This is a genomic window from Hymenobacter glacieicola, assembly GCF_014640315.1.
In the GTDB taxonomy this organism is placed as follows: domain Bacteria; phylum Bacteroidota; class Bacteroidia; order Cytophagales; family Hymenobacteraceae; genus Hymenobacter; species Hymenobacter glacieicola.
This window is the reverse complement of sequence record NZ_BMGS01000001.1, coordinates 239,204-263,455: the sequence shown is the minus strand read 5'-3', so window position 1 is coordinate 263,455 and position 24,252 is coordinate 239,204. Positions and strand designations below refer to the sequence as shown.

Here is a 24,252-nt window from a genome sequence, read left to right as displayed (position 1 = left end):
AGAAAATGAAAAAAGCGACTCATGAATGGTGGGACAACGCGGCGCGGGAATTATTGAGCAGCAATGGGCTGGGGCTTTGCCGTCCCAAATTCCATGCTAGCTTCCAGACCGATACTGTAGGGGCGGCTTTGGCGCGCGCCACGCTGGTTGGGGTGGGCGTTCAGGGTCGTCAGGCCGGCTTCGGCAGCAGGCCCGATTACCACGTTCCAGGCGGCCGAAGCAGGTTGATATCGGACACCAGTACCCCCACGCACCGAGGTCAGCACCTGCCGGTACGGCGACTCCGCCGATTTCAGGGTGTAGGTGCGGGTAGCTTCGGGGGAACCCTCCAGCTCTGAACGGCTGCCTAGCAGCACACTCACGGCCGCCCCTACTTTGGCGTACAGGGAAAGGCCGGGCTTGGTAGAGCCGTAGCGCACGCCCACCGGAATACCCGCCGTGCGGTAGCGGTAAGAAGTGGCGCGGGGCTGGGCCGGAGCCGGGCTGTAAGCGGCGGGCCGGTTAAATAAGTCGGCAGCCTCGTGGCCTACCTGCTTGCCATCAATGAAACCGTACGTGGTGGCGGAGGTAGCGCGCTGCTGAGCCACCTCCGCCCCGGAGGTAAGGGTCCACCGGTCGTTGAGGGTGTAGGAAGCTACCAGGGCCGCCCGCTGACTTACGCCCGCCCGCAGGTTGCGGCGGTACTCATCCTCGGCCTCATCCTGGTAGTAGTTACGCACGGCGTTGGTTACCATGTCCGTTCTCAGCCGGCCATCGGTGTGCGAGAAGTTGATGTTCGGGTTATAGGAGCCCACCGCGTAGCTAGCTCCCAGCCGCAGCCGACGCCACAGCTTCGGGGATTCCCTCTGCTCGGGCTCGGGAACAGCGGCTACTTCCGGGGCAGAAGTGGGCAGCTGTGGGGCCATCAGCAAAGAAGGCTTCAGCGTATCGGGCCGGCTCAGGCCCAGCCCGCTGCGCAAGGCAGCGGGGCGGGGCTGCATCCCGGTTAGGCTGGCAAAGAAGGAGTTGTCGGCTCCAACTCCTCCGGCCGACGATGTTACTTGGCGATACACATCCATTAGGCTACCTCCTTCCGCCGGAGCAGCGGAATACAGGCCCGTAGCCGAGCGACCAGCACCAAACTGCGCCGTATACGCAGGGGTTGCGCTACCACGACGTAGCAGCGCGGCCACCTCTGATTCGGTAGCGCCGGAGGGTACGTCCAGGCCGGCTAGCAAGTCACTGGCTGAGCCGGAGGCCGTTGCGGGAAAAGCTGCAGCATCAGAAGCGGCACTACCATGTTCAGCCCCAAAGCCAGAGGTAGCAGCGCCAGCCGAACCGGCCGAGGCATCAGCAGAGGTAGCCGAACCTGCCGGCAATTGCATGGCTAGTTCAGGGCCAACGGCGGCGCCATTCTGCCACAGGAAAGCCCAACTGCCAAAGCCCAGGGCCAGCAGTAAGCAGGCGGCCGCAACCCAACGATGCACTACCAGGCGGCGGCGGTAGGTCACGTTTTGCTGCACCACCTGCTCATTCTGCTGCACTACCAGCTCGTGGTCGAGTTGGTCCCAGAAGCTGGCGCGCGGAGCCACTTCAGCCTCGGCAAACTTTTGCCGAAACAGGTGCTCCAGGTCGCCGGTTGGGCGGGGGTCGGGGGTATTCGTATTAGGAGCGGATGCTGCCATGCGTGCGATGAGCGTCGAGACGCTCGATTTTACTTTTCAAAATGGCCCGGGCCCGGGAGTACTGCGACTTGCTGGTGCCCTCGGAAATACCGAGCATGTCGCCAATTTCTTTATGCCCGTAGCCTTCAATGGCGAACAGGTTGAACACCATGCGGTAGCGCGGGGCGAGGTCCTGAATCATGTTCAGCATCTCCTCGAAATTGTAGTTGGAAAGCGTAAACTCTTCGCCGGCCAAATCCTCCGGGTACTCGCCCCCGTCGCTGACGGCTACCAGGGGTGCGTTGCGGCGGTGCTGGCGCAGGGCGGCGTTGACCATGATACGGCGAATCCAGAATTCCAGCGGACACTCCCGGCGGAAGCTGGCCAGATTTTTAAATACGGTCAGAAAGCCTTCCTGCAATACGTCCTCGGCCTCGAAGGTAGTTTGGGCGTAGCGCAGGCACACGGCCATCATGCGGCCGGCAAATCGTTCGTATAAATACTTCTGCATCAGGCGGCTACCAGCAAGGCAGCCATCAATCAGCTCCGAATCAGAGAGCTGGGAAGGCGGGGTCAGAGGACGCACGGGAGCAGCTAACGACGAGGAGTGGGACTCTGGGCGCGCCGCAGCAGCGCTACCCGGCAACAGGCTACGCAGCCCGCTCCCTCCCAGCGAGGCCGACAGGGCGCTCATTGGAAGTCCCGGCCCCGGCGGGGTCCGGCATTAAGATGCTCACCAGCGGCCAACCCCATCAGGAGCTCGGTTCCGCACAAGTAAGAATGCTGCATATGTCGCGAAGTCGGATAGAAATAAAGCAGGATACCTTCATTGTGGAAAGGAAGGCTGTGGGGGTAAGATGCTGCTGTTGTGGGGTAAGGTTGCATTCGGACCGGCCTTTTTTTACAGCCCTACGACTACAGGCCCTAGCAGAAATAATCCGCTTAAGATAAGCAGAACGGCAACCTAATCCAGCATTAGCATGTAGGTACATATCTTATAAAGTAGAGGCAGCTTGTCGTTTGGGCGGTACACTCGTACCACATGAGTTCCGCCTGCGGTGCACAGCTTTTTGGCGGCCTCTGCTTTCCTGATTGTCTTTCGTTTTTTTCACTTAAAACCAACTGCTTATGAAGACGCTCGTGTTGTTTTATTCCACCTATGGTCACGTGTACAAGCTGGCGGAAGCCGTAGCGGAAGGCGCTCGGCAGGTTGCCGGCAACGAAGTAGCCATCAAGCGGGTACCCGAAACCCTACCCGCGGCTCTGCTCGACAAGATTGGCGCTACCCAGGCCCAGAAAGCCTTTGAGCACATTCCGGTGGCCACGCCCGAGGAGCTGGAACAATACGACGCCATCATCATCGGGACGCCCACGCGCTACGGTAACGTGTGCGGCCAAATCCAGTCGTTTCTGGATGCTACCGGCGGCTTGTGGGCTCAGGGCAAGCTGATTGGTAAGGTTGGCGGCGCCTTCGTGAGTACCGCTACCCAGCACGGCGGCCAGGAAACCACCATCCGGGCCCTGCACACCGAGCTGCTCCACCACGGCATGGTCATCGTGGGCCTGCCCTATGCTTGGCAAGGCCAGATGGGCCACGAAGAAGTTACGGGCGGCACGCCCTACGGCGCCAGCACCGTGGCCGGCGGCCAAGGCGAGCGGCAGCCCAGCGCCAACGAGCTGGAAGGCGCCCGCCACCAAGGCCAGCACACCGCCCAGATTGCCAGCAAGCTGGCGCAGTAGCGGTGAGATGGTGATTTAGTGAGTGAGTAAGCCGTTATGACGAGGCGGAGCCGAAGCCATCCGTCCTCTCTTTTGGGGCGAGCTACTTCGCCTTCCTCCACGGCATCAGCGCTAACTCCACAGTTCGCGCTACCACTCCAATCCGGACCCAGAATCACGCTGTTAACGCAACAAGCCCTTACTTCCGCGCCAGAGGTAAGGGCTTGTTGCGTTCGTAGGCTTCTTGCGGAAGAGAGGGAAGATGGCGGCGCTCCATCCCGCCATGACACCACTCCATCACCAACTCACTGAATCACTTACAGTAGGTTGTAGGCTTTAATGAGGTTGGTGAAGGAGTCCCGGTAAGTGTCGCCGATGGGCAGTAGGCGACCGGCGACCTGCACTTTGCCTCGCTCCACGTGCTCAATGCGGCTGAGGGCCACGAGGTAGGATTTGTGGATGCGCGCGAATCGGTCGGCAGGCAGCACTTCCTCTACCCTCCGGAACGATTGGAGCGTGAGTACCTTGCCGGTGGAGGTGTAAATCATGAGATATTCCTTCATGCCCTCGATGTAGAGGATATCATCGAAGGCGACGCGCTGCAGGCGGTGCTCGTTCTTGACGAACATGGCATCCGGCGCGACGGGGTGCACCTCGGTACTGGTGGCGGGCGTGGCAACTACTGGCGGAGCTGCGGGGGTAGTCAGTTGCTGGCGCACCTTCTGTACGGCCTGCACAAACCGCTCAAAGGCAATGGGTTTCAGCAGGTAGTCTACGGCATTGAGTTCGTAGCTGCGCACGGCATATTGGTCGTAGGCGGTGGTAAACACAATGCGCGGACCGGGCTGGGGTAGCAGTTGAGCCAGCTGCACGCCCGTAAGCCGGGGCATGTGAATATCCAGGAATACTACGTCTACGGGGTTATCCTGCAGGAAAGCCAGCCCGGCCAGGGCATCGTCGAACTGTCCTTTCAACTCCAGGCCCGGCACTTGGGCACAGTAATCGGCCAGCAGGTCCAGGGCCAGGGGTTCGTCGTCGAGAATGGCGCAGGTCATGGCGTGAGTGGCTTTATTAGGGTGTGAGGGTAGGAGGATGTGAAGGTGTGAAGGTGTGAAGGTGTGAAGGTGTGAGGGTAAGGGATTTAGAGCAGAAAGGTAAGGTTTGCAGTTCAACTCCTACCCCTTACCCTCCTACCCTCATACCCCTACAAACGGCTTATTGCAGCAACACCAGCGTAACGAGGTGCTGGCCGGGCGGGGTTTGCACATCCAGGGCGTAGCGGCCGGGGTACAGCAGCTCCAGGCGGCGGCGTAGGTTTACCAGGCCCACGCCGCCGGGCTGCTTGGGCAGCTCCCGCTCCGCATCGGCGGGCGCCACGTGGTTCAGCACCGAGAACCGCACTAGCCCATCGGAAGCCAGCACCAAGGAAATATGCACGGCCACGGGCCGGGCGGTCAGGTCGCCGTGCTTGAAGGCGTTTTCTACCAGGGGCATGAGCAGCAGCGGGGCAATGGGATGGGCGCAATCAGGCGAGGTGCCGGTTACTTCCAGCTGAATGGCATCCTGGGCCGAGGCTGGCAGGCGCAGGCGCTGCAAGTCCAGGAAGCTGCGCAGGTGGGCCAGCTCCCGGCTCAGGGGCACGGTATCGGTGCTGCTCTCATAGAGCAGGTAGCGCATGATTTCGGCCAGGCGCAGCACGGCTTCGGGAGCTTTATCGGACTTGCGGCTGGTGAGGGAATAGATGTTGTTGAGCGTGTTAAAGAGAAAGTGCGGGTTGATCTGGGTTTTGAGCATGGCCAGCTCCGTGAGCAGTTGCTGACGTTCCATTTCGCGGCGGTTGCGCTGCCCCCGAATATAGTCGCCGGTGATGCGCAGGGCCGAGCTGCTGCCCACGATAAACACGCCGATGATGCCCGCACTGATGATGCGCATCCACGTTTCCGGCATCTGCGGGCCCGTTTTCTTGCTTTTCACAATGGTCGTGACGGGTTTCTTTTGGCCCTGCGCGGGGCTGGTTACCCGGTAGGCAGAAACCTGCACGCCTTTGCGCGAGGTTTGGGCAGTGACCCAGCCCACTAGCGCCGCGTAGGGCAGCACCAGCAGGGCGGCCAGCAGCACGTAGTGCACCACCCGGGCCCGGCCCAGGGTGCGCGGAATCAGCCAGCGCCAGGTCAGATAGAACAGTAAGGCTCCGGTCATATCCTCCAGCAGCAGGCGGCCAATTAGGGGTAGCAACGGGTGCCACTCGGCCGCGGTGGCCGGGAAACGGGGCAGCATGGCCACGGTGCCACTGAGTTTCAGTGCATCAATGCCCGCCAGCCACAGCCACAGTAGCACGTGTACCCAACGCGGAATGGGCGTGTCTTCGGAAGCGGCCGACCAGTTGGCTGACCGCAGCACCGGCCGCAGGCGCGCCCGCCAGCCGACGCGGGACAGCACTGGTTTTTCGGACAGCGGGGCAGTAATGGGCGCAGACGATACTTCCATGCTTAAAAATACGCCTTCTCCCGGCCGGAAGGAGCCCTTTTCAATGAACCCCGCCCGCCGGCCCCCCAACGCCCGCTAGCGCCCGGCTAACCCCGTACCGCATCAGATTGCCAGCTTCTGACTCTCCGCTAGGGCTAAGCTTGAAATCCTGTTATTAAGACATGGCCGTTATCCTACAAAACGACTTCTTCCTGCTGAGCTGGTCAAAGCATCTTTACCTTCGGCTAATGGAGGAAGCCTGCAACGAAGCAGGAGAGATGCCTTGACCAGCGGACGCCAAAGCAGCAGGACAGTTACAGCTTGCAACGCCATTCTAAGGCCATCCGAGCGAGATGCTTCGCGGCGCCCGGCATGACGCGCTTGCTCGACTATACAGCCTAAGGTGGCGGGCGGAAAAATTATTTTGCGGGGCCTGTAACGAATAGACCAGCGGCCGGTATTCGGGGCAGATTCGGTTCTTTCGTCCCGCCGCTTGTTTTGTTCCGCCCGTGCCTGTTTCTACCTCTCTCAGCGACGAAGACTTGATGCTCCAGGTGCAGGCTGACGACCTGGACCAGCTCACGCCCCTGTTTGAGCGGTACCACGGCCCGCTGTTCGGCTTCCTGACCCGCCTCAACAACGGCGACCAAGAAGTTGGGCAGGATTTAACCCAGAACGTGTTTCTGCGGGTGCTGAAATACCGGGCTAGCTTCCGGGCGGGCCTGAGCTTCCGGGCCTGGCTCTACCAGTTGGCCCGCCACGCCCACGCCGACCACTGGCAGCGGCGGCGCCCCGCTCCCATCGACCTCCACGACCTGGAACACACCGCCGCCCACGGCCGCGCTGCCCAGGCCCACCTCACGGCCACCGATTGCGCCCAATCCGTGCAGGAGGCCCTGGCCCTGCTGCCGCCGGCCCAGCGCGAAATCCTGGATTTACACCGCTTCCAGGGGTTTGACTACGCCGAGATTGGGCAGATGCTGGGGTGTTCCGAGGGAGCCGCCCGCGTGAAAGCGCACCGCGCCCTGGAGGCCCTGCGCACACTGTACTTCCGCTGAATTTTCGGGGCGCTGGCCGCCCGTTTGTATATGACTTCTTCCGCCGAAACCCTGCTACCCGCCGACTGCGCCCGTTGGGAGCCGCTGCTACCTGCTCACGCCGAAGGCGCCCTCCCCCGCCCCGACGCCGAGGCCCTGACCGCTCACCTGCGCCAGTGCCCCGCCTGCCGCCAGCAGCTGCACCAGCTCCGTGCCCTGCTCGAGCACCTCGACGCCCTACCCGCCCCGCCCCCGCCCCCAGCCCTGCGCGCAAACTTTTTGCAGGCACTCAATCAGGAAAAAGCAGCCCTAAACCGCAACCAGCCGGCAGGGCTGCCGCTCCTGCCAGCTCCCGCGGAGGAGCCCGCCCCGGGTGCCAGGGTCATTCCGCTTTGGGAGGCGTCGGCGGCGGGGCGCTGGCTGCGGATGGCGGCCGCTGTGGCCTTGCTGGCAGTCGGCACGGTGCTGGGGTTGCTGCTGCGGCCGGTGGCTGCGCCGGAAGTGGCCATGCGGCCAACCCGGCAACCGGAGCTGGCCGCCCAGCTTACTACCCTGGCTGGTCAGCCCGCCTCGGCTAACCGCCGCCTGCAGCTGGTCAGCGAAGCGCCCACCACGGTACAGCCCGGCGACGCCGCAGTGCAGGTGCTCATCACGACCCTCAACGCCGACCCTAACCCCAACGTGCGCCTGGCCGCGGCCGAAGCGCTGTTTCACCTGCGCGCCGATCCGCGCGTGGGGCCGGCCCTGGTGCAGGCCCTACCCAACCAAACCGACCCTAACGTGCAGATTACCCTGATTGAACTGCTGGTGGCTCTGCGCGACAAGCGGGCCGTGGCTCCCCTGGAGCACCTCTCCCGCCAGCCCAATGTGCTGCCCGTGGTGCGCCAACAGGCCCAGCAAGGCCTGGGGCTTTTAATCTGATGTTGCTTTAGGAATCGTCTGCAAAGCCCTTTTCGCTGTCATTCCGAGCACAGCGAGGAATCTGAGTTAGCCTCTGGAGTTCGACCCAGATTCCTCACTGCGCTCGGAATGACAACTCGGGTCTGGCTTTGGAGAAGCTACCTATTCGAGATGCTACTTATTGATTTGCTGCTTCCCTACCTGCGTGGGCCCGCGCAACCTGGCGGCGGCTTCTTTTTCTCGCTCTTTCTTCTGCTAGTATGAAACGTTCCTTCCTTTTTAGCCTGCTCCTACTGACCGGGACGGCCTCCGCCTTACGGGCGCAAGAATACAAAACCCGCTTTCCTACCCGCGAAAACCGCCGCCTCGTGCTGGAAATGCACGGCAGCAGCGTGGTGGTAGAGGGCTACGACGGTGACGAGGTGGTGATCCGCGGCAACGGCTACCAGGAGCCGCCCAAACAAGCCCAGGGGCTGCGGCCCATTTATAACTCAGCCGAGGATAACACCCGCTTGGGCTTGTCGGTGGTAGCGCAGGGCAACGTGCTGCGCGTGGTGCAGGCCTCCCGCAAGGAGGTTACCTACACCGTGCGGGTGCCCCGGCGCACGGCCCTGGTGTTCACCGAAACCAATTGGAACGGCAGCGACCTGCGCGTAAGCGGCCTCTCGGGCAGCCTGGAGGTAAAGATGAAAAACGGCGACGCTACCCTGACCAACGTGAGCGGGCCCGTGGTAGGCAATAGCACCAGCGGCAACATCACCGTGCAGTTTGCCGCCCTGCCCGCCGAGCCCACGGCCTTGTCCTTGGTCAGTGGCAAGCTCGATGTGACCATGCCCGCCGCTTCCAAGGCCAACCTTACCGTGCGGTCCATGTCGGGCGAAGTGTACACCGACTTCGACCTGAACCCGCGCCCCACGCCCGACGGCCTGACCCGCGTAGGCGGCCAAACCGTATCGGTGCCCCTGAACGGCGGCGGCACGAAGCTGGCCCTGCACAACATCAGCGGCGACATCTACGTGCGCAAAGCCAAGTAGCAGGCCCTACCTCTCGGCCGGCGGTCTAACCCGGCTCAGTCAGTTCATTGTACCGCTGTTGTTGCGCCGCGGGCTACCAGCGGCCGGCCAGCCGATCAACGCTACCCACGTTGACCATCATCGGCCTGACACGCTACCGCTCGCTACTTACTACCAACCTTTCACCTTTAACAACTTGTTGTCATGCTCCGTTTGCTTTTTTGCTTTCTGACCGTGGGGCTGCTGAGCGGCTCCGGCGTAGCCGTGGCCCAAACCGTACTGGAAAAAGCGGCGCCCGTGGGCGGCAATTCCGTGGTGACCCTGGACCTGAAACACGCCTCCACCATTCGGGTGCGGCCGGCCACCGACGGGCAGCTGCGGGTGCGGGCCACGGTGAGCATCAACCAGAACAAGCTCAACGACGCCTTCACCATGAGCCTGCAAACTACCGGCACCGACCTGCGGGTAGCCTCCGACCTCGACGCCAAGCGCTTGGCCCAGGCCCAGCCCGGCGACTGCCCCAGCGGCGGCACGCTGTACTACGGCAACTGGGACCACAGCAAAGGCGGGGTGCGCGACGGCCGCGCCCCGGTGTGCGCCGACATTAACTACGAAATTACCCTACCGGCCGCTACCAATTTGCGCATTAGCACCATCAGCGGCAACGTGGACGTGCGCGGCCTTACGGGCGAGCTGCGCGCCAACTCCATCAGCGGCTTTGTGGACGTGAGCTGGCCGGCCGCCCGCCCCGCCAGCGTGGCCCTGAAAACCATTACCGGCGAAGTGTACACCGACCAGGAGGTAGCCTTCAGCAACCGCCAGCAAAACCCAATGGTCGGGTATGAGGTGAAAGGCGCACTGGGCGCGGGCACAGGGCCACTGCTGCGGCTGGAGTCGGTGAGTGGAGACGTGTTTTTCCGGCGGGCGCAGCAATAGCGCCCGGTGGCGGGGCGGTTTCTCAATCAACCCGGCACTTTGTCCTACCAACGCCGCCGCCGCCCTGGCTAACGGGCTGATGGCCTGCGCAGCACCGCCAAAGCGGGGTTCAGTTAGGAAAAGCAGCAGTTTCGGGGGGTAGGCGGGGCGTTGGTTGAATAGGGCCAGCCGAATATACTGGGGCCGTTACGTTTGCTGCCGTCTTCCTTCTCACCTGAATTCGGCGCTATGCAACTAGCCCCCCTGCTCGAAACCCGCGGCCTGCACTTTCACTTCGGCAAGCGGCCTATTCTGCACGACGTAAATCTGCGCGTGGAGCCCGGCAGCATCTATGGCTTTTTGGGGCCGAACGGGGCCGGCAAAAGCACTACCATGCGCCTGCTGCTGGGGTTGTTGCGGCCGGGGGCGGGCTCGGTGCACTTGTTCGGGCACGATATGGCCCGCCACCGGGTAACCCTGCTGAACCGGGTGGGCGCCCTGATCGAAAACCCCTCCCTTTACGACCACCTCACGGGCCGCGAAAACGTGGAGGCGACCCGCCGCCTGCGCGGAGTAGCGGCCCACCGTACTGCCGAGGTGCTGGAGTTGGTCGGCCTCGCCGACAACGCCCACCGCCCCGCCCGGGAGTACTCCCTGGGCATGCGGCAGCGCCTGGGCCTGGCCATTGCCCTGCTCTCCAATCCCGACTTGCTGTTGCTGGATGAGCCCACCAACGGATTAGACCCCAACGGTATTATCGAGATGCGCGAGCTGCTGCGCCGCCTGCGTCAGGAGCACGGCAAAACCATTGTGGTCAGCAGCCACCTTATCAACGAAATCGAGAAAGTAGCCACGCATGTGGGCGTTATTCAGGAAGGCCGACTGGTGTTTCAGGGGAGCCTGCCGGATTTGCAGCGCCTGCAAACCGGCCGGGCGCGGTTGGTGCTGGAAACGGAAGATGCCGATACCTGCCGCAACCTGCTGCCCCGCCTGCTGGCCGGCGCTACGGTAGCGGGGGCGGGCACGCTGTGGTTGCCCTGGCTTTCGCGGGAGCACACCGCCGAGCTAGCCGCGGCCCTCACGGCGGCGGGTCAGCCGCTCTATGGTCTGCGCCTGGAGCAGCCCAGCCTGGAAGATACCTTTCTGCACCTCACCGAGGTCAAAGCCGACCTGGTGCAGTAAGCCGGTGCCACCTGTTTTTCCTGACTACCTCATTGCTACCTGACGATGGACGCTACCCTACCCCCTGCCTCGCCTATCCTACCCGATTTTGCCGCGCTGCCGCAAGCCCCGGCTCCTGTCACGCAACTGGGACGCACCCTGGCCGCCGATGTGCTTAAGCTGCGGCGCACGGCGGCCCTGCGCCTGACCCTGTTCAGTGGAGCTCTGCCGGTGCTGCTTACCTTCTGCATTTTCTTCTTTAAGGGCCACCTGATTATGAAGGCGGGCGGCGACCCGTGGCCGCGCTTTATCAGCACGGCCTGGCAAACGGCGGGCACCCTGCTGCTGCCCCTGTTTGTGGTGCTACTGACCAGCCTAGTGGTAAACATCGAAACCAAGGCCACGGCCTGGAAACACCTCTATGCCCAGCCCGTGGGGCGCGGGGCCGTGTTCGTCTCCAAGCTGCTGCTGGTGCTGGCGCTGAATGCCGGGGCCCTGTTGCTGTTTGTGGGCTTGCTGCTGGGCGCCGGCGCGCTGCTGGGTTTGCTGCGGCCCGGGCAAGGCTTCCAGACCTACAGCATTCCCTTTGGCACGGTAGGCTGGATGCTGCTGCGCACCTACCTGGCTACGCTGGGGCTGCTGGCGGTGCAGTACATCGTGAGTTTGTTCTGGCGCTCTTTTGTGGTGCCGGTGGGGGTAGGCATGGGAGCGGTAGTCGCTACGTTTGCCCTGCTGCAGTGGGAGCACGTTAGCAAGATTCCGTACGCGGCGCCTTTCCTGACGGCCATGTCCATGCAGGTTTCCAAGGCGGGAGTGCTGGAAGCAGCCCCCGAAGTTGCCCGGCACGAATGGTACGCCCTGGCCTCGTTTGGCGCGGTGCTGGTGGCCGGTTACCTGGTGCTTTACCGCCGCAACGTGACCAACTAAGCGCGTAGGTTGGTGCCTGCCCGCGGGCGTTGCCGGGCAAAAACATAGGGTTGGTTGAATAAACCCCTGGCTCCGGCAACGCCCGAAGAGCTTTGTAGTCCTTATCCCCGATTTCAGCTTCAGTCATTTCGGCCTGATACGCTGTCGGTTACACTTCATCCTCCGTTTTCTACCCTTCAGCTACCGCCGTTTTGTTTGCTTTCGGCCGCTGCTCTCCTTGCAACTATCTTCTGCTATCCTCATGAAAAACGCTACCCTTCCCCTGCTGCTGACCAGCCTGCTCACGGTCCCGGTTTTTGCTCAAACGGCCCCACCGGCTGGCGCTCCGGCTGCGGGTCAGCGGCCAGCCGGAGCACCGGGCGCCCCGGGTGCAGGCGCCGCTAAGCCAATTCTGCCCACGGCTCCAAAGGGCCCGGGCCGCCTGGAAGGCACGGTACTCGATGCTACTACTAAAAAGCCGGTGGAGTTTGCTACCGTCACGCTGCTGCCCTTGAGCGGCAGCACGCCCGTTGATGGCGGCGTGTGCGACGAACGGGGCCGATTTGCGCTGCGGGGGCTGGCGGCCGGAGAGTTTCGGTTGCAAATCAGCTTTGTGGGCTACGCTACCCAAACGCGCAATATTACGGTAGGCACGGGCCTGACGACGGTGCCCACCGTACAGCTGGCTTCCTCGGCCCAGAACCTGGCAGGCGTAACGGTCACGGGTGAGCGGGACGTCATTGAAACCAAGCCCGACCGGATTGTTTACAACGCTGAAAAGGACCTGACCAACTCGGGCGGCACGGCGGCCGATGTGCTACGCAAAGTACCCCTGGTGAACGTGGACCCCGACGGCAACGTGGAGCTGCGTGGCACCAGCAACGTGCGCGTGCTCATCAACAACAAGCCCTCGGGCATTGTGGCCTCCTCGGTGGCCGATGCCATGAAGCAGATTCCGGCCGACCAAATCAAGAGCGTGGAGGTCATTACTACGCCTTCGGCCAAGTACGATGCCGAGGGTACGGGCGGCATCATCAACATCATTTTGAAGAAAAACAGCCTGGAAGGCGTGAACGGCTCCGTGGGACTGGCCGCGGGCACGCGCAGCTCCAACGGCAACGGCACCCTGAACTACCGCAAGGGCAAGGTGGGCCTGAGCAGTTCCGTTAGCGGCTTCGGCTTCTACAGCCCCAACCGCAACGATTTGGTGCGCTACCTGAAAACCCCGGGCGGCGAACGAGAGTCGTTGCGGCAGGAAGGCGATGGCAACACGCTGGGCGGCGGCGGCTTCGGCCGCTTCGGGCTCGACTACGACCCGGCCCAGTACCACAACCTTACCCTGGGGTTGCAGGGTAGCATGTTCCGCAACAGCGGCAACTACGACCAGTTCAACAACTTGCTGCTGCCGGTTGCCAACTCCTTTACCCGCGACACGGACCGGCGCTTTCGCACCCAGAGCTACGATTTGAGCGGGGCCTATACTCGCACCTTCGAGCAGAAGCGCCGCGAGTGGAGCGTGCTGGCCCAGCACACACGCAACCGCAACGTGCAGGCCTACTACCTCGACCAGTTTCAGGGCCGCTCGGAGGCAAACCAGGCCAAGACGTACCGGGAGGAAAGCGACAACCTGGCCCGCAACCTGGAAACCACCCTGCAAACCGACTACGCCCACCCGTTCTCGGAAACGGCGTTGCTCGAAACCGGGGCCAAGGCCATTCTGCGCCGCGTGAGCAGCGACTACGACGTCTTTACTAGCCCCTCCGGCAACGGTAGCAACATCGACCCAGTGTACGATGCCAGCCGCTCCAACCTATTCGATTACAATCAGGATGTGTTTTCTGGTTATGGTACCTACGGGTTTTCAGCCTCTAAGAAGGTGAGCTTCAAGCTGGGCGCGCGGGTAGAAAACACGCGCATCAATGGCAGCTTTCAGCAGCAGGAGCAGGACAACTCCAGCGTGGCACAGAACTACACCAACTTGCTGCCCAACCTGAGCCTGAGCTTCCAGCCGAACAACCCCAAGAAGCCCGGCCAGACCCTGCGCCTAGCCTACTCGCGCCGGATTCAGCGCCCCCAGATCTTCTTCCTGAACCCGTTTGTTAACGCTTCGGACAGCCTGAACATCAGCTACGGCGAGCCAGAATTGCGCCCCGAACTGACGGACAGCTACGAGCTGAATTACACCACGTTCATCAAGGGCTCGGTGCTGAACATGTCGGCCTACGCCCGCCGCACGGGCAATGCCATTGAATCGGTGCGCTTCATTGACCGCAACGGCGTGAATAACCAGACCTTCCGCAACATTGGCCGCAACGCTACCTTCGGGGTAAGCCTGTTTACCTCGGTGAAGCCTGTGCCGAAGTGGGACGTGAGCGGCAACGTGAACGTGTACTACGTGTCACTGGAAAGCCCGGCCCTAACGTTTGAAGAAGGCAGCATTACCACTTCGGCCTACTCCAACAGTGGGGTGATGTACAACCTGAACCTGAATTCCAGCTACAAGTTCGAGAAGGGCCTGAGCGTACAGTTCTTCGGGGGCCTGAACTCGCCGCGCGTACAGTTGCAAGGCAGCCAGCGCGCCTGGACGTTCTACTCCCTGGGTTTGCGCAAAACCATGCTTAAGGAGAAGGCCGACCTGACCCTGAACGCCGATAACTTCCTGCAAGCTACCCGCAACCTCAGTTCCACCCTCGACACCGACCAGTTCCGGCAGGTAAGCAACAACTACATCTACCTGCGCGGTGTGCGCCTGGCCTTCAACTACCGCTTCGGCAAAACCACTACTCAGCCCCAGAAGCGCCGCCGCAGCATCCAAAACGACGATACCAAGCAAGGCGAAGGCAGCGGCCAAGGCCAGCAGTAATGGTGAGGCGGTGAAATGGTGAGTTTGTGAGTTAACAGAACGGCTGTCATCCTGAGCAGCGCAAAGGACCTCTACCTCTGGTTAACTCAACAGAGGTAGAGGTCCTTTGCGCGGCTCAGGATGACAGCACGTATGTATTCACCGAATCACTAATTCACTCAATCACCACTTCACCATCTCACCGTCTCACCTATTCCAGATTTGCCAGGCGGCTTCGGCCTGGAGGCAGAGCATTTCGAAACCGTTTTTGGTTTGAGCGCCGAGAGCAGCCCCGCGCTTCATGAATTCGGTTTCGGTGGGGTTATAGATGAGGTCGTAGAGGTAGTGCTGAGCCGTGAGGTAGGGGTAAGGAATGGGCGGGCACTCCTCCACGTTGGGCGTGGTGCCCAGGGGGGTAGTATTAATGATGAGCGGGTGGTCCTGCAACAGGCGCGGCGTCAGCTCCTCGTAAGTCAGCCCCGCTCCTAGGGCATTGCGCGACACTACCCAATACCCAATATTTAGGTCGCGGAGGGCAACTTCCACGGCTTTGGAGGCACCACCGCTACCCAAAATCAGGGCCCGCATTTCCGGTAGCTTCGCCTCGGGCAGGAAATTTCGCAACGACTCGCGGAAGCCCAGGTAGTCGGTGTTGTGCCCAATCAGCTGCCCATCGGCCCGAAACTCGATGACATTGACGGCCCCAACCCGAGCGGCAGAGGGCGCTACCTCGTTCAGGAACGGCCATACTTGCTCCTTGTAGGGAATGGTCACGTTGAGGCCGCGCAGGTCGGGGTGGCGGGCCAGCAGGCCCGGCAGCTCATCCATAGTAGCCAGCTCGAACAGCTCATAATGATGATCAGCCAGCTCCAGATTGTGAAATTTCTGGGAAAAATAGGTTTGAGAAAAGGAGTGGCGCAGGGAGCGGCCCAGAAGTCCAAATTCAGGCATAACACGCGGGTAATTGCACTGTAAACAACAGCAAAAAACCGCTCAGCCCCAACCTGGGCCGAGCGGTTTTTATCATTTATTTAATACACCAGAAAGGGTTAGTGGCTCGCTACGTTGCTCGGGCGGCGAGCCTTAAAGAACTCAAACACGGCCGGCAGCACCGATACCACAATGATGCCGATGGTAAACAACCCGAAGTTTTGCTGAATCCAGGGGATGCTGCCGAGAAAGTAGCCGGCACCTGTCAGCAGCACTACCCACAGCACCGCGCCCACCACGTTATAGGAGAGGAACTTTGTGTAGCTCATGGTGCCCACACCCGCCACAAAGGGCGCAAACGTGCGGATAATGGGAATAAAGCGGGCTATAATGATTGTTTTGGCTCCGTGCTTCTGGTAGAAAGCCTGAGTTTTCTCGAGGTGTTCCCGTTTCAGAAACCGGGAATTTTCCCGAAACACCCGCGGCCCTAAGTAGTCACCGATGTGGTAGTTAAGGGTGTCGCCGAGGACGGCAGCCAGAATCAGCAGCCCGATCATGGCCCATATATTGAGCGGGGAGCCGGGCAGAGCAGCCAAGGTACCCGCGGCAAACAGCAGAGAGTCGCCGGGCAGGAAGGGCAGCACCACTACCCCTGTTTCCACGAAGATGATGAGGAACAGAATAGCGTAGGTCCAGACGCCATAATCCTGAATTATCTCGGCCAGGTGCTTGTCAAGGTGCAGAATAAAGTCGAGCAGATGCTTCAGGATTTCCATAGAGCGGGGGTTGAGCCTACAAAGAAAGGGGTTTCTGCGTTGCAACTTCTAGTGACGGGGCAGGCTTTTGGCTGGATGCCACAACTACCCCCGCAGGATCAGCAGACGATTGTACTCTACTTCGAGGTCTTTCACCTCGAAACTTTGCTGGGCCAGGTAGTCGGGAGCCAGTTGCCCCGTAATCAAAAGCGGAGCCTGCGCCAACGTATTGAGCAGTACGGCGCCGCCCGGTTGCAGCACCCGCCGCACCTGCTGCCAGAAATAAACTTCGCTGAGTTGCCGAGGCAAGGTTAGATCAATAAACAAATCAATGACGATCAAGCCGTACGCGTCTGTAGGGGCCGTAGCCACCCACTCGAATGCATCGGCGCAAACAATTTGCAATTGGGCATCGGGCCGAATGCCAAACTCGGTGGCGGCCAGCTCCACAATAGCTGGGTCTAGCTCCACGGCCGTAATGGGGCCGGTGTGCCCCCGCTCCCGCCGCAACGTGTCAACCACGGAGCCTCCGCCCATGCCCAGTACTAGCGCCGCAACCGTGGCATCCGGGGCCATGACGAACAGTCCGTAGCGCAAAATCTGCTGGAGCGGGCCGTAGCTGTAATTCGCGTATTGGGCATTGAGCACTTTGCGGCCGCGGTGCAGCTCCACCGTCAGCGGGCCGCTGTAGCGCGACTCTACCCGGCGGGAAAGCGGCAGGGCGTAACTCAACCAGTGGCGCAGGGTAGTCAGTAGCTTGTTCATACCGGACAAACATACGGCCCTTGCGGCAAGCTCAATGGAAGCCTCTTAACGTGAGACCAGGAACAGCCTACTAATTGTGCTGCAATTAACGCGTTACGGGTAGCACCTGGTAGCCCTGTTGCCGCAGCAAAGCCAGGAGCCCTTTTGGCCCGCCCAGGTGGGCGGCTCCCACGGCAAAGAAGGTAGGCTGGCCAGCGGCTTGCTGGGCGATGCTGGCTACCCAATGCTGGTTCCGCTCGTCGAGCAGCATTTCAGCGTAGCCGGGAAAGGAGAAAGCGCTGGCGCTGGTCACGGCCCGCAGCTCCTCTATCTTCTGGGCCTTGTAAAGCGCAACCAGCAACTGAAATTCCTGCTGGGCCTCTGCTTCGCGGCCAACTAGGTCGGCCAGGAGTTGGCTTTGCACGGCGTAGGGGATCTTATCGAAAAAGCCCATTTGCTCCTGCACCGTTTCCAGCCCGCGTATTTCCTTGTGCTGCTCCTGGGCCAGCTTCACGAAGCTGGTTTCATAACTGGCTGGCGTGCAGTTCAGCAGATTGGAGTAAAGCAAAGAGCTGACGATAAAGGGCTTGAGCATACTAACCTGGGCAATGGGAATACCGGCCTTGTCTTTGAGGTAGCTGCTAACGCGGGCGTAGTCAGCGGCCGACAGCAGCTTGTGCAGGGTCTGGCCGTCGTTCATCTTCATACCAGCTTTCATGTCCTGGAGCAGCGTAGGACTATCCAGGTCCAGCTCCAGCATGAGTTGCCGGGTGCTGGTAAAGGCCCGTTTAACCGGCTCGGTTATGCGCAAATCCTGGGGGCAAATCAGGTGGATGGTGCCGTAGAGGTAGGAAGGTTTGGCCAGGCCCTTGCCCGAAATCTTCCACAGTAGCGCACGGGTAGGCGCGGCGGGAGTAGCCGAGGCTTTGGCAACGGATTGGCGCGGGCTGCCAGCCGGCTGGGCCTGTCCGCCACTGATAAAAGCCAGCCAGAGGGTACTGGTTAGGATGATTTTAGGGAGCCAGTTCATAGTCAGGGCAAAACAGGAAGCGCATCTGTTGTTATTCGGCTAAAGCGGCGGATCGTTGCGCTACCTCTTCTCTTTTTTATAAGGGATTCTCGAGTTGGCTGCTACCAAAAAGCCCGCGCTTCGAAGGGAAACGCGGGCGTTGTGTCGGGCTCAAGAGTAACTTACTGCGCCGCTATGCGCCAGAGCGTATCGGCCGCATCATCGGCCACCAGCAGGGCACCATCTGGTAGCACCGTTACGCCCACCGGGCGGCCATATACTTCCTTTTTATCAGCATTGGCCACAAAACCGGTCAGGAAATCCTGCATGGGGCCGCTGGGCTTGCCGTTAGTGAAAGGCACAAACACCACCTTATAGCCCGAAAACTCCGAGCGGTTCCAGGAGCCGTGCTGCCCAATGAAGGCGCCGCTGCGGTACTGGGCCGGAAAGGCGTTACCCTTGTAGAATGCTAGGCCCAGGGAAGCCGTGTGGGGCCCGAGTGGCACTTCGGGCACTACGGTTTTCTGCACCAGATCGGGCCGCTCCCCTTTGCGGCGGGGGTCTTCGTGCTGCCCAAAGTAGGCATAAGGCCACCCGTAGAAAGCGCCCGGCTTCACGCTGGTCAGGTAGTCGGGCACCAGTTCGTCGCCCAGCTCGTCCCGTTCATTCACCGCCGACCACAGCGTTTGGGTGCCCGGCGCCCAGTCCATGCCCACGGGGTTGCGCAGGCCCGCGGCGTACACCTTCTCGCCGCTACCATCCGGGTTGATTTCCAGAATGTTGGCCCGACGTTCTTCTTCTTTCATGCCGTGTTCTGCTACGTTGGATGCAGAACCCACCGACACGTAAATTTTCTGGCCGTTAGGGCCCGCCAGCAGGTTGCGCGTCCAGTGGTTGTTGTAGCCCCCAGCTGGCAGATTCATGATTTTCTGGCCACCACCCGCAATTTTGGTTTGGCCGGTTTGGTAGGGGTAGCGCCACACGCCATCGGTGTTGGCCACGTAGAAATAGTTGTCGAGCACGAGCATGCCAAAAGGCTGGCTCAACCCCGCCAGAAAGATTTCCCGGGTTTCGGGCTTACCATCCTTGTCAGCGTCGCGCAAGAGGGTAATGCGGTTGGCGCTGGTGGCCCGCAACGAGCGGGAAGGGTCCAGGTCGAGGGCGGCCACTACCTTCTTCTTCGGGTCCTGCGGAATCGTGTTCGACTCCGCCACCAGCACGTCGCCGTTGGGCAGCACGTAGGTATTGCGCGGGCTCTCGAAGCCATCGGCGTACTTGGTTACCACGAAGCCAGCTGGTGCGGTGGGCATTTTGCCCTGGGGCCAGCCAATAACTTTGCTGCGCTTGGTGGTCGACTTGCTGGCGTAGGGCTCGGGTAGGTTAACGGCCGTAGCGGCCGTCGCCACAGTGTCGGCGGGGGTAGTAGCAGCGGCCTCCGCTTTTTCCTGTTTGGAGGGTCCGCTGCAGGCGCCCAGCAAGGTCAGCAAGCTCAGGGCGGAGCCAGAAAGATTTCGATTCATTGGTAGTGGCTAGATCGGTAAATAGGAAAAGCCCGACCTCACAAAGTCAGGCCTTTCCTTTACTGAATTGCCGTGGTTGAAGTTGACTTCCCGGTCTCAGAAACTCGAAACCGCCCGCTACCAGGTAGCGTGGGGCCGCACGGCGCTGCTACTGGCTTCGCGTTGGAGGGAAGATTTCAGCCTGAAATGCCGGGCCGTGAAAACCAGAAAAGGCTGCGCCCTCATGCGGCGCAGCCTTTTCAAGCGGATACTTTTGGGAGCTAGCCCCGGGGCATAGAGGTGCCGGGCTTGCCCGCTACCTTGGGCTCAGGCTTGAACATTTCGTCCACGTTGTCCATGTCCAGGAAGTCCGTGAAGGTGTCGCCGCGCAGGCCCAGTCGAATGGTTTCCAGGCTGATAATTTCGTTGGGGGCAATGTTGCCCAGGTTCACGTTGGCGCCCAGCAACTTGATAAACCACACTTGTTGGGCTTTCTGGGGCGCTTCCCAAATGATTTTCTCGAAGGGAATCTGGGTCAGGATTTCCTCTACCAGACCGGAGCGCACCTCGCCGGTGCTGCGGAACAGGCCCACGTTGCCAGCCTCGCGAGCTTCCCCGATAACCTTTACGGCGCCAGCTTCCAGCTCGGTTTTCATCTGCGAAATCCACTTGTAGGGCGGAATAATCTTTTCCGCATCCTTGGAGCCTACCTCCGACAACACCTTCACATCTTGAGCCAACGTGCGGATAAATTCCAGCTTCTTGTCGTGGTTCAGGTCAATGGAGCCGTCCGATACTTCGGCGTATTCCATACCGAAGTTTTCCAGCAGCCGGCGGTAGTCATCAAACTGGTTCCGGATGATAAAAGCCTCAAACAGGGTTCCGCCAAAGTACACTGGAATGCCAGCCTCCTTGTACACTGCCAGCTTGCGCTTCAGGTTGGGGTTGACGTAGGACGTGGCCCAGCCCAGCTTAACAATGTCGGTGTAGGCGGCCCCTACTTCCAGAAAGTCCTCCGCCTCGCGGACGCTGAGGCCTTTATCCATGACCATGGTAAAGCCTTGCTCGCGGGGTTTTTGGGTGCGCTCGGGGAGTTGGTTGAGGGTGTAATTCATGTTGTAAGACCTAGAGTCAGATGAACGTGAAAGCGGCACGAGGCTTCGAGACGATGCGAAAGCCCGGTGGCGCCGCGCCCAAAAGTACGCCCGAATTCTGTAACCGCTTTGAAATGGCGAGGCCTCCGCGGGGGCCAGCTACGTAGCCGGCACCCGCGGAGGCCCCCGTCGGGCTGAGAGCAGCGCCTATTTCCGATACTGGTCAATCAGGCGGGCCAGGGCTTTCTGCGACTCCAGCTCCGGGAAGTAATCGAACAGCAGGCGGTGCTTGTCAAAGTCCAGAACCAGGGCGTTTTCCAGGCACTCGTAGGCCTCGCGGTACCGGCCGCCGGCCAGCAGGTAGGCGCACAGGCGGTAGTGCAGTTCGGCCTCCATGGGCTGAATTTCCACGGCGTTGCGCATCAGGTCAATGGCCCCGTCGAAGTTGCCCTGCTCGTAGAGAATAATGCTCCAGTTCAGCCAGGCATCCTTGTTGTCGGGGGCTACCTCCACGGCTTTCTCGTAGGCTTCAATCGACGAGACAATGTTGCCTATCTGGTACTCGGCGGCGGCCAGGGCCAGCCAGTACTCCACGCTTTCCTCGTAGAGGCTCACGGCCTTGCGGAAGAAGTGAATGGCCTCGAAGTACTTTTCCTGCACATTCATCACAATGCCGATACCAAACCAGGCCTCGTCCATCTCGGGGTCCAGGTCGATGGCGCGCTGGTAGAAGCGGCGGGCCAAGTCCCACTCGGCCAGCTTCTCGTGGCACTCCCCGATGTTGCACAACGCTTCCGGGCTGGGCTCCCCCTCGGGGTGGCTCAGCTCAAACTCACTGATGGCGGCGCGGTAGCGCTCCTGGGTAACGTACACGCTGGCCAGAAACCCGTGCGCCTCGTAGAATTTCCCGTCAATCAGGATGGCGTACTCAAAGGCGCTGATAGCCTCATCGAGCTTGCCGGCCCGGTAGTAAGCCTGGCCCAGGTTGTACCAGGCCACGGCCGAGTAAGGGTCCTCATCGGTGAAGCGACGGAAGAAGTCCAGGTTCTTTTCCAGCCGCTCGCTTACTTCCAGGCAGTACAGCAGCTCCTGCACCGCCACATCGTTGTCGGGGTTCAGGCGCAGGCTTTGCTTATAGTACTTGGCGGCACTCTTGAACTTCTGCCAGCTCTGGTAGGCCAGGCCCAGGTTGAAGAAGATGTCGTCGCGGTCCTGGGCGCGCTCGGCGGCCTGGTGGAAAAAAGCAATGGCCTCGGCAAACTCGCCTTTCTGGGTAGCGATAATGCCGCGGGTAACGGCCACATCGGGGTTGTCGGGGTCGAGCAGGGCTACGTCCTCGATCTGGCTGCTGGCCGCGGCATACTCGCCCTTCATGGCCAGCACCTGGGAGCGGTCAATCAGGAGTTCGGTACTAAACGGATATTGCGCAATGCCGGCTTCGCAGGCCTGCAAGGCTTTTTCGTATTGAGTAGTGGTGGTGTAATGGTCGATGATGTTTTCAAAATCGGCCAGATCAAAAAACACGGGCTCGTTCAGGGCTACCATCTGCTCAAAACGACGCACGGTAGCCTCTACTTCGTCCCGATCCTCAAAATTCTCGTTCATTCTCATTCTGCTACAATCGACACGTCGCCGCCAAAACGGCAGACTTCGCGGGTCAGTGGGGCATTTTCAGCGGAAAGCACCTCCCGCCCTGAATATACAATAACCGCACCGGAGGCCGATGGGTTCTAGAGGAGTAAGGGAGTAAAACGGTAGCTGCGCAATCGTTCCGCTCGGCCAGGCGGAAGACTCAGGTAGCTACCTCTTTGCCCTTGCTAAGTCCGGCGCAGCACCACCTGATGGTTTCGGCCAGGGGCCGGAAGCGGAACGCCAGGGCCTGCTCGATTTTAGTGGCCCGGTACTCGGTAGCCCGGCGGCCGGCGCGGGCCGTGTCTTTGGTAATGAGTGGGCGGGCGCCGGTCAGCAAGGACCGCACGTGCTCCAGGCGCCAGATGGTCTCGGCCGCCCAGTCGGGCACGGCTACGGTGGGCGGACGCTTGTGAAAGCAGGCGGCGGCCTGGGCCATAAACTCGCGCAGAGGCAAGGCGCCGGCATTCACTACGTAGCGCTGGCCGCTGTAAGCGGTGTCGAGGGTCAGGCGCAGCAGAATTTCCACTACATCCCGCACATCTACCAGATTAATGCTGCCCGGCGTGTAAAACCGGTGCTCGTTGAAGGCATAGCGGAACAAGCGGGTGCTGCTACGGTCCCAATCGGCCGGGCCCAGGATAACCGAGGGATTAATGATAACAGCCTGCAGACCCTCCGATACGCCACGCCACACCTCCAGTTCGCCTAGGTATTTGGAGGTAGCGTAGGCGTTGTGCTCAGCGCCTAAATCCCACTTGGCATTTTCATCCAGCACCAGCGGCCCGGCCGCCGGCAATTGCTCCGGCCCCGGCGCGGTGCCGCCCAATGCGGCCACCGACGAAACAAAGCCCAGCCGAATACCGGGGCGCTCCAGGCACGCATCTACCAGGTTGGCAGCCCCTTCCACATTTATTTGCTGCAGCAGGTCTTCGTCCTGGGGTGCGTAGGATACTAGCCCCGCGCAGTGGAACACGTGCGTGACGCCTTCCAAAGCCGCGCGCAGCCCCAGCCCATCCCGGATATCACCCTCTACCCACTCCACTTGCTCGGCGGAAGGAAAAAGAGGAAGCTGCTGCCGGTAGAGGGCCCGCACAGGTAGCCCGCGCAGCCGTAGCGCCGAGATTAGAAAACTTCCTACCAAGCCGCTGCCGCCAGTAACAAAAATCATGAAAGTGGAGTGACTCGTGAAGAAGGGAAAGTAGCGGCAGCGTTTACAGGGTAGAGTTGAGCAGCGGTAAGGCCAGCAGCTTGGGCAGGTATTCGGTTAGTAGCACTTTAGCCCGGATACTGTCCACGTGCTTCAGGTTGTGAGCATCCGTACCAACCATGTCCACCATACCCGCGTCGATGAGCTTTTCGGCTACGCGCTTGGCCCCGGCGGAGTAGTAGCCCGTCAGGGAGTTCAGGTTTACTTGCATCAGCACGCCTTCCTCCCGAATTCGAATCAGCTCTTCGAACCGGCCATACAAGTAGGTATAACGCTCCGGGTGGGCCATCACGGGTCGGTAGCCGGCGGCCTTCATCTTGAACATCATTTCCTGGAGGTTAAACGGCTCATTGATGTAGGACGTCTCAAATAGAACGTAGCGCTGCTCGCCTCCAAAGGTCAGTAGTTCTTCATTTTCCTCGAGCTTGCGGGCCAGGCCTTCGTCCATGTAATATTCGGCCGCGCACGCCAGCTCTACCCCGGAAATACCGGCTTGGGCCGCCGCCGCCCGCAGCGCGTCCAACGCGCCTTGAATTCCGGCCGGCGTGTTCCGGTAGAAGTCGCCCATGATGTGGGGCGTCATCACCAGCTTGCGGTAGCCCAGGTCCCGTAGTTGCTGCAGCAATACCAGCGACTGTTCCAGCGTTTCCGCCCCGTCATCGAGGCCAGGCAGGAGGTGGGAGTGCATATCAGCGCCCAGCACAGCTAGCGTAGCGGGTAGCTCATTGTCGGGAGCGGCGCGCCCAAATAGCTTCTGGAAGAAAGACATAGCTGACATTA

At 60.9% G+C, this 24,252-nt stretch carries 21 protein-coding genes; 8 read left to right on the top strand and 13 right to left on the bottom strand.

Annotated features, from left to right (window positions below):
• Positions 1-50: 50 nt before the first annotated feature.
• Both IEW18_RS01065 and IEW18_RS01060 read right to left on the bottom strand, forming a co-directional pair.
• Complete coding sequence (locus IEW18_RS01065; protein WP_188555972.1) at positions 51-1,664, bottom strand: hypothetical protein; 1,614 nt, start codon at positions 1,662-1,664, stop codon at positions 51-53.
• The gene (locus tag IEW18_RS01060) at positions 1,645-2,337 is read right to left on the bottom strand and encodes an RNA polymerase sigma factor (RefSeq protein ID WP_188555971.1); all 693 of its coding nucleotides are present in this window, start codon (positions 2,335-2,337) and stop codon (positions 1,645-1,647) included. The genes IEW18_RS01065 and IEW18_RS01060 overlap by 20 nt, the downstream gene beginning before the upstream one ends.
• A 434-nt stretch (positions 2,338-2,771) precedes the next feature.
• Between IEW18_RS01060 and wrbA the strand changes: the two genes are divergently transcribed.
• Positions 2,772-3,383, top strand: a complete 612-nt coding sequence (wrbA, locus tag IEW18_RS01055; RefSeq protein WP_188555970.1) for an NAD(P)H:quinone oxidoreductase — start codon at positions 2,772-2,774, stop codon at positions 3,381-3,383.
• Positions 3,384-3,679: 296 nt separating this feature from the next.
• On the opposite strand, the gene IEW18_RS01050 is transcribed toward wrbA, so the two are convergent.
• Together IEW18_RS01050 and IEW18_RS01045 are read right to left on the bottom strand one after the other, a co-directional pair.
• A complete protein-coding gene (locus IEW18_RS01050; protein ID WP_188555969.1) occupies positions 3,680-4,417 on the bottom strand; it encodes a LytR/AlgR family response regulator transcription factor in 738 nt (245 codons plus the stop codon).
• A gap of 160 nt (positions 4,418-4,577) precedes the next feature.
• Positions 4,578-5,849 carry a sensor histidine kinase gene (locus IEW18_RS01045; protein WP_188555968.1) on the bottom strand — a complete coding sequence of 424 codons (1,272 nt, stop codon included), beginning with the start codon at positions 5,847-5,849 and terminating at the stop codon, positions 4,578-4,580.
• A gap of 488 nt (positions 5,850-6,337) precedes the next feature.
• Between IEW18_RS01045 and IEW18_RS01040 the strand changes: the two genes are divergently transcribed.
• The 7 genes from IEW18_RS01040 to IEW18_RS01010 all read left to right on the top strand — a co-directional run bounded on the left by IEW18_RS01040 (position 6,338) and on the right by IEW18_RS01010 (position 14,623).
• The gene (locus IEW18_RS01040; protein WP_188555967.1) at positions 6,338-6,886 is read left to right on the top strand and encodes an RNA polymerase sigma factor; all 549 of its coding nucleotides are present in this window, start codon (positions 6,338-6,340) and stop codon (positions 6,884-6,886) included.
• A gap of 30 nt (positions 6,887-6,916) precedes the next feature.
• Positions 6,917-7,786, top strand: coding sequence for a HEAT repeat domain-containing protein (locus tag IEW18_RS01035; protein WP_188555966.1), 870 nt, complete (start codon positions 6,917-6,919; stop codon positions 7,784-7,786).
• A gap of 239 nt (positions 7,787-8,025) precedes the next feature.
• A complete protein-coding gene (locus IEW18_RS01030; protein WP_188555965.1) occupies positions 8,026-8,799 on the top strand; it encodes a DUF4097 family beta strand repeat-containing protein in 774 nt (257 codons plus the stop codon).
• Between the two features lie 183 nt (positions 8,800-8,982).
• The gene (locus IEW18_RS01025) at positions 8,983-9,714 is read left to right on the top strand and encodes a DUF4097 family beta strand repeat-containing protein (protein ID WP_188555964.1); all 732 of its coding nucleotides are present in this window, start codon (positions 8,983-8,985) and stop codon (positions 9,712-9,714) included.
• A 228-nt stretch (positions 9,715-9,942) separates the two neighbouring features.
• On the top strand, positions 9,943-10,875 hold the full coding sequence (locus IEW18_RS01020) for an ABC transporter ATP-binding protein (protein ID WP_229728544.1): 933 nt from the start codon (positions 9,943-9,945) through the stop codon (positions 10,873-10,875).
• 45 nt (positions 10,876-10,920) lie between these two features.
• Positions 10,921-11,781 (top strand): ABC transporter permease, encoded by an 861-nt coding sequence (locus IEW18_RS01015; protein ID WP_188555963.1) that lies wholly within the window; start codon positions 10,921-10,923, stop codon positions 11,779-11,781.
• Positions 11,782-12,022: 241 nt separating this feature from the next.
• A complete protein-coding gene (locus tag IEW18_RS01010; RefSeq protein ID WP_188555962.1) occupies positions 12,023-14,623 on the top strand; it encodes a TonB-dependent receptor in 2,601 nt (866 codons plus the stop codon).
• 186 nt (positions 14,624-14,809) lie between these two features.
• Here the strand turns inward: IEW18_RS01010 and IEW18_RS01005 are convergent, their stop codons facing one another.
• The 9 genes from IEW18_RS01005 to IEW18_RS00965 all read right to left on the bottom strand — a co-directional run bounded on the left by IEW18_RS01005 (position 14,810) and on the right by IEW18_RS00965 (position 24,250).
• Complete coding sequence (locus tag IEW18_RS01005; protein ID WP_188555961.1) at positions 14,810-15,553, bottom strand: shikimate dehydrogenase family protein; 744 nt, start codon at positions 15,551-15,553, stop codon at positions 14,810-14,812.
• Between the two features lie 98 nt (positions 15,554-15,651).
• Positions 15,652-16,308 carry a DedA family protein gene (locus tag IEW18_RS01000; RefSeq protein ID WP_188555960.1) on the bottom strand — a complete coding sequence of 219 codons (657 nt, stop codon included), beginning with the start codon at positions 16,306-16,308 and terminating at the stop codon, positions 15,652-15,654.
• 84 nt (positions 16,309-16,392) lie between these two features.
• Complete coding sequence (locus tag IEW18_RS00995; RefSeq protein ID WP_188555959.1) at positions 16,393-17,052, bottom strand: spermidine synthase; 660 nt, start codon at positions 17,050-17,052, stop codon at positions 16,393-16,395.
• An 85-nt stretch (positions 17,053-17,137) separates the two neighbouring features.
• The gene (locus IEW18_RS00990; RefSeq protein ID WP_188555958.1) at positions 17,138-18,061 is read right to left on the bottom strand and encodes a TraB/GumN family protein; all 924 of its coding nucleotides are present in this window, start codon (positions 18,059-18,061) and stop codon (positions 17,138-17,140) included.
• 161 nt (positions 18,062-18,222) lie between these two features.
• Positions 18,223-19,560 (bottom strand): PQQ-dependent sugar dehydrogenase, encoded by a 1,338-nt coding sequence (locus IEW18_RS00985; RefSeq protein WP_188555957.1) that lies wholly within the window; start codon positions 19,558-19,560, stop codon positions 18,223-18,225.
• Between the two features lie 260 nt (positions 19,561-19,820).
• Entirely contained in the window at positions 19,821-20,654 is an 834-nt protein-coding gene (locus tag IEW18_RS00980; RefSeq protein ID WP_188555956.1) for a phosphosulfolactate synthase, read from the bottom strand.
• A gap of 186 nt (positions 20,655-20,840) precedes the next feature.
• Positions 20,841-22,238 (bottom strand): tetratricopeptide repeat protein, encoded by a 1,398-nt coding sequence (locus tag IEW18_RS00975; protein ID WP_188555955.1) that lies wholly within the window; start codon positions 22,236-22,238, stop codon positions 20,841-20,843.
• A gap of 187 nt (positions 22,239-22,425) precedes the next feature.
• Positions 22,426-23,433, bottom strand: coding sequence for an NAD-dependent epimerase/dehydratase family protein (locus IEW18_RS00970; RefSeq protein ID WP_188555954.1), 1,008 nt, complete (start codon positions 23,431-23,433; stop codon positions 22,426-22,428).
• A 43-nt stretch (positions 23,434-23,476) separates the two neighbouring features.
• Positions 23,477-24,250 (bottom strand): tyrosine-protein phosphatase, encoded by a 774-nt coding sequence (locus IEW18_RS00965; protein WP_229728543.1) that lies wholly within the window; start codon positions 24,248-24,250, stop codon positions 23,477-23,479.
• Between the last annotated feature and the right edge of the window lie 2 nt (positions 24,251-24,252).

Coding starts and splice junctions, on each gene's coding strand:
- IEW18_RS01020 (WP_229728544.1), top strand. CDS start 9,943: ATGCAACTAGCCCCCCTGCTCGAAACCCGCGGCCTGCACTTTCACTTC.
- IEW18_RS00980 (WP_188555956.1), bottom strand. CDS start 20,654: ATGAATTACACCCTCAACCAACTCCCCGAGCGCACCCAAAAACCCCGC.
- IEW18_RS01045 (WP_188555968.1), bottom strand. CDS start 5,849: ATGGAAGTATCGTCTGCGCCCATTACTGCCCCGCTGTCCGAAAAACCA.
- IEW18_RS01010 (WP_188555962.1), top strand. CDS start 12,023: ATGAAAAACGCTACCCTTCCCCTGCTGCTGACCAGCCTGCTCACGGTC.
- IEW18_RS00985 (WP_188555957.1), bottom strand. CDS start 19,560: ATGAATCGAAATCTTTCTGGCTCCGCCCTGAGCTTGCTGACCTTGCTG.
- IEW18_RS00990 (WP_188555958.1), bottom strand. CDS start 18,061: ATGAACTGGCTCCCTAAAATCATCCTAACCAGTACCCTCTGGCTGGCT.
- IEW18_RS01000 (WP_188555960.1), bottom strand. CDS start 16,308: ATGGAAATCCTGAAGCATCTGCTCGACTTTATTCTGCACCTTGACAAG.
- IEW18_RS00965 (WP_229728543.1), bottom strand. CDS start 24,250: ATGTCAGCTATGTCTTTCTTCCAGAAGCTATTTGGGCGCGCCGCTCCC.
- IEW18_RS01030 (WP_188555965.1), top strand. CDS start 8,026: ATGAAACGTTCCTTCCTTTTTAGCCTGCTCCTACTGACCGGGACGGCC.
- IEW18_RS01025 (WP_188555964.1), top strand. CDS start 8,983: ATGCTCCGTTTGCTTTTTTGCTTTCTGACCGTGGGGCTGCTGAGCGGC.
- IEW18_RS01005 (WP_188555961.1), bottom strand. CDS start 15,553: ATGCCTGAATTTGGACTTCTGGGCCGCTCCCTGCGCCACTCCTTTTCT.
- IEW18_RS01060 (WP_188555971.1), bottom strand. CDS start 2,337: ATGAGCGCCCTGTCGGCCTCGCTGGGAGGGAGCGGGCTGCGTAGCCTG.
- IEW18_RS00995 (WP_188555959.1), bottom strand. CDS start 17,052: ATGAACAAGCTACTGACTACCCTGCGCCACTGGTTGAGTTACGCCCTG.
- IEW18_RS01015 (WP_188555963.1), top strand. CDS start 10,921: ATGGACGCTACCCTACCCCCTGCCTCGCCTATCCTACCCGATTTTGCC.
- wrbA (WP_188555970.1), top strand. CDS start 2,772: ATGAAGACGCTCGTGTTGTTTTATTCCACCTATGGTCACGTGTACAAG.
- IEW18_RS01065 (WP_188555972.1), bottom strand. CDS start 1,664: ATGGCAGCATCCGCTCCTAATACGAATACCCCCGACCCCCGCCCAACC.
- IEW18_RS01050 (WP_188555969.1), bottom strand. CDS start 4,417: ATGACCTGCGCCATTCTCGACGACGAACCCCTGGCCCTGGACCTGCTG.
- IEW18_RS01035 (WP_188555966.1), top strand. CDS start 6,917: ATGACTTCTTCCGCCGAAACCCTGCTACCCGCCGACTGCGCCCGTTGG.
- IEW18_RS00975 (WP_188555955.1), bottom strand. CDS start 22,238: ATGAACGAGAATTTTGAGGATCGGGACGAAGTAGAGGCTACCGTGCGT.
- IEW18_RS00970 (WP_188555954.1), bottom strand. CDS start 23,433: ATGATTTTTGTTACTGGCGGCAGCGGCTTGGTAGGAAGTTTTCTAATC.